Source organism: Bartonella gabonensis (assembly GCF_903679515.1).
Taxonomy (GTDB): Bacteria; Pseudomonadota; Alphaproteobacteria; order Rhizobiales; family Rhizobiaceae; genus Bartonella; species Bartonella gabonensis.
Map to the genome: position 1 here is coordinate 1 of NZ_CAHOYM010000064.1, position 4,687 is coordinate 4,687.

Sequence of the window (4,687 nt, forward strand, 5' to 3'; positions counted from 1 at the left end):
TTTATATATAGTAAATCAATGCTGATTCGATCATTTACATAGAGAGGGGACTTCATGATTCCAAATGAACCACTTCTCACGGTGCGTGAGAGTGCAAAAATACTTAATATAAGTATTTCAACACTTTGGCGGCGGGTCGCTGATGGCTCGCTACCAAAGCCTTTAAAGATTGGCTCCTTAGCGCGTTGGTTACAATCTGACCTTGACGATGTAATCGAAAAGGCAAAAAACCAACGTGGCAACGACGCCGCCTAAAGAAAACTTCGCCTTACTTATAGGACAGACCTTATAGGACAGACAAAGTATTTCGAGTTTCGCAAATCCCGAAATAACAGAATCTGTCCTGTAATGCAAGTAGCAGGAAGGGATTTTATGCATTTTACAAATGCTACAACAAGCAATGCTTATGCATTGCATACAACAGCTCAAAAAATTACTTGTGCATTACGTGGAGTTTGGCATGGGGATTATGGACTTGCCCGTTGCCCTGCTCATGATGATCAATTGCCTAGCTTATCTCTTTCTAATGGAAATGATGGGCGTCTTTTACTCTACTGTTATGCCGGCTGTTCTTTTAGAGAGATCATACAAGCGCTTAGAAGAATTGGCTTGCTGGGGAAACAAGCCCTTTTTGATAAAGCTTATGATCACACGCTTTCTTTCTCAAAACAGTTTTGTGCTGATCTTAAAAGAGCAAAACAAAAAGCAGAAAGAGCACAAAAGATTTGGCAACAAAGCCAACCGATTAAAGATACTTTAGCAGAAACCTATTTACGTATGCGGGGTATTTGTTATGACTTATTTCCTTATTTACGCTTTCACGACAACTGTCCACACCCCTTAGGAATGACACTGCCCGCATTGGTGGCTCTTGTTAAGGGGGCTGGCTCTTTTGCCATTCATAGAACCTTTTTACAAGCCAATGGCTGCAAAACAGATCAGAAACCAGCCAAAGCCATGTTGGGATCTGTCATGGGTGGTGCTGTGCACTTAAGTCAAGGCAATCCAAAACATCTGGTTATTTGTGAAGGCATTGAAACCGGTCTGTCTCTGCTGTCTGGTTTATTATCAGAGCCCGTTAATTTATGGGCGTCTCTTTCAACCAGTGGCATGATGCGTGTGAATTTACCCTCTACAAAAGGACGTCTGACAATTGCAATGGACGGCGATGATGCGGGTCGTAAAGCAGGTTTTACCCTAGCAAAGCGTGCTTATAGCCAAGGCTTTGAAGTCTTTATCATGCAAGCTCCAAAAGGAATGGACTTTAATAACGTATTACTTTCTCAAAGAGGGAACTATGAAAGAGTGTAATTTACAAAACAACAATGAAAATACCCCCGTCAATGATAACGATAATACTTGTTTAAAAGCCATTCCTTATGAACAAGCTTTGCAACAAAACGGTTGGGGGGAATTACAGCCTATTGATACGGCTCTTTTACCCGTCGAACCTTTTAAAATGTTCCTGCTCCCAACACCATTAATAAACTATGTTTATGACGTTGCTGATATGCAACAATCTTCTATCGACTTTGTTGCTATCTCTGCTTTATGTGGTTTGGCGGCTGTCATTGGTAATGGCGTGCGTATCGCTCCAAAACAACATGCCAATTGGACAATTGTTCCTAATCTCTGGGGGGCTATTGTGGGGCAACCTTCAACGATGAAAACACCGACCATGAAAGCTGCTTTAGCCCCTCTCTATGCTTTGCAAGAGGAATGGCATCAAGAATGGGTAAAGCAGAAAAAAAACCAAGAAACAAAAGATATTCTGATTGAATTTGATAAACGAGAAAAGAAAAAACAAGCCTATAAAGCACTCAAAGATCAAGATGAGGAACAAGCCCTTGCTCTTCTTTCTCAATCTATTGAACACAAAGAAATTGATGATGATGACACGCTTAATAAACGACGTCTTATCGTCAATGATGTGACGGTCGAAAAGCTTGGGGAATTGTTAAAAGAAAACCCCCGTGGTCTGTTGTTGGTTCGTGATGAATTATCTGGTTTTTTAGCCAATCTAGAGAGAAAGGAATATCAAACAGACCGTTCTTTCTATTTAACAGCTTTCAATGGAGATGATCAATTTACCTATGACCGTATAGAGCGTGGAACCATTTTTATTCCCAATGCAACCCTTTCCGTCATTGGAGGCATTCAACCCTCTCGAATTATTCCACTCATTCAAGCCATGCACCGTGGAATAAACGATGATGGTTTATTGCAACGGTTTCAAATGCTGGTTTTTCCCGATGAACGAAAAGAGCGTGAATGGGTTGATAGACCGCTCAATCAAAAGGCATGGGAAAACTATCAAGAGGTCTTTCGTTTTCTTTATGATAAACCTTTAGGATCACCAAAACACCCCATTATCATGCGTTTTTCTGCTGATGCTCAAGAGATGTTTCGTGAATGGTGGGAAAATTTTCAAAAAACAATCAAAGGGGGAAATTTCTCTACAAGTTTACAATCATATCTTTTAAAAATGGATAAAACTATCCCAACCCTTGCGTTGATTTTTGAACTGTGTGAAGGGGGGCGTTTTGAAATCAATAGAGATGCCCTTGAAAGAGCCTTATATTGGGAAAAATATTTGTTAAGTCACGCAAAACGTCTTTATGCGGCGGGGGATACATTAACAGCAGAGCGTGCAACATTAATTGTTGAACGTTGTGATCATTTACCCGATGTTTTTACTTCACGTGATGTTTATAAACGTGATTGGAAATGTTTAAAAGACAATGGAGCCGTTAAGCAAGCTTTAGAGCTTTTATGCCGTTGTAACTATATTCGTCAAATAGCAAGTGATCATAGCTCTAAAGGCGGTCGACCTACCATACATTATGAATGGAATCCTTTAGTGAAAAGTCATAAGACATCACAATGAACGAACTTTAAATTCCGATAAAACATATAACTGATGTATTCATAAAATAAAACCTTCAAAGCATTCCCCATTTATTGGTTTTGGAGGTTTAGGGGGTTTTGGAGGTTCTTTTTATACTCCCTTTATATATTTTTTAAATCAAAAATAAAAGTTATTATATTTCAAGTTGTTAGTATGTTATAAAACTTCAAAAAACAACCTATGTCGACGTTACAACCTATAAAATCAACCACTGGCATATGTTTTGTAGGTTTTTTGGGGGTTTTAATCACCGTCAAAACCTATTTGTTAAAGTCACTCATAAAACCTATCAAAATAATCATTMTGATATTTAAAAGCACGTATTGCATCTATCTTGATTAACATATGAAATAACCAGTAAATTTCACTACTGTGCTGATCTAACCATGGTTCATAGGTTGTTGATAAGTATTCTTTAAAAACCTCTTTTGAAAAAATTATCGGCTTTTTTAGCACTTTTTTCTCACTTTATTATCGATATTTGTTTTAAGTGTATTTAATTGAATTCGTTTTAATTCTTTTGATGATTATTGATCATCTTTTAAGGCAAGGGATTTTTATTGTAATATGCTGCAATCTGTTAAGTCTGATCATGAACACGTCACTTTACGCTCTTTGTTGGAAGATTATCGCGAACAAGCAACTTCAAATGCTCAAAAGGGGAAAATTTTCGAAGATTTTGTTAGCAAATATCTTATACATGACCCTCTTCATTATGGACGCTATGAAAAGGTTGAAAGCTATTTTGAATGGGCTAAAAAGCGTGACGATTGGAATAAAAATGATATCGGCATTGATCTGGTTGCAAAGCTTCGCAATCAAGAAGGATATGTTGCTATTCAATGTAAGTTTTATAAAGCAGATCATCAGATCAGTAAAAAAGATATTGATAGCTTTATCGCAGCTTCTGGAAAAGACATCTTTAAATATCGTCTTCTCGTTGATAGCACTGAAAGTGAATTAAGTGACAATGTAAATGCTATGATTAAAGGACAAGCGATACCCGTTTATCGCATTGACCTTCGTCATATGGAAAACAGTCGTATAGATTGGCAAATATTTGCAACAAAACAAGAAGTTGTTCTTAAATCTACAAAAGACCCTCGTCCCCATCAAGAAGAAGCCATCAAGAAAGTCTGTGAAGGTTTACAAGAGGCAGACCGTGGCAAGCTGATTATGGCATGTGGAACGGGTAAGACTTTCACAAGCCTTAAGATAGCAGAAACTCTCGCCGGAAAAGGCAAGCGTGTGTTGTTTTTGGTACCCTCTCTTGCTTTAGTCTCGCAAACAATCCGTGAATGGACACTGGATACACAAATTCCCTTGCGTTCTTTTGCGGTGTGTTCGGATACAAAAGTAGGCAAGCGTCGTAAAAACCAAGATGATATTGTTGGCATGGAAACATCAGATCTTGTGTTGCCTGCTACAACGGATGCAAAAGTCCTTGCTAAAGAAGCTTGTGAACACTTCACAGAGGCAATGACGGTCATCTTTTCAACCTATCATTCCATTCAAGTGATTTCCGATGCACAAAAAGAGCATGGATTACCCGAATTTGATCTGATCATTTGTGATGAAGCACACCGTACAACTGGCGCTTCATTAGGATCTGATGACAATGAATCTGAGTTTGTCAAAGTTCATGATAACAGCATTATTCGAGGTAAAAAACGTCTGTATATGACAGCAACACCTCGTATCTTTAGTGAGACTGCTAAAAGACGGGCTGATGAGATTAATGCCGTTCTGGCGTCCATGGATGATGAAGCGCTTTTTGGA

General features: G+C 38.6%; 4 protein-coding genes. All 4 read left to right on the top strand.

All coding sequences use genetic code 11. The features are described 5' to 3' along the window. The first annotated feature begins 54 nt into the window (after positions 1–54). The gene (locus tag HWX04_RS07770; protein WP_175869560.1) at positions 55–255 is read left to right on the top strand and encodes a helix-turn-helix transcriptional regulator; all 201 of its coding nucleotides are present in this window, start codon (positions 55–57) and stop codon (positions 253–255) included. A gap of 117 nt (positions 256–372) precedes the next feature. After that, positions 373–1,311, top strand: coding sequence for a DUF7146 domain-containing protein (locus HWX04_RS07775; protein WP_175869561.1), 939 nt, complete (start codon positions 373–375; stop codon positions 1,309–1,311). Further along, positions 1,298–2,887 (top strand): YfjI family protein, encoded by a 1,590-nt coding sequence (locus HWX04_RS07780; RefSeq protein WP_175869562.1) that lies wholly within the window; start codon positions 1,298–1,300, stop codon positions 2,885–2,887. Before HWX04_RS07775 ends, HWX04_RS07780 begins: the two co-directional genes overlap by 14 nt. Before the next feature lie 588 nt (positions 2,888–3,475). After that, a partial coding sequence (locus HWX04_RS07785) for a restriction endonuclease (RefSeq protein WP_175869563.1) occupies positions 3,476–4,687 on the top strand: 1,212 nt, incomplete at its 3' end.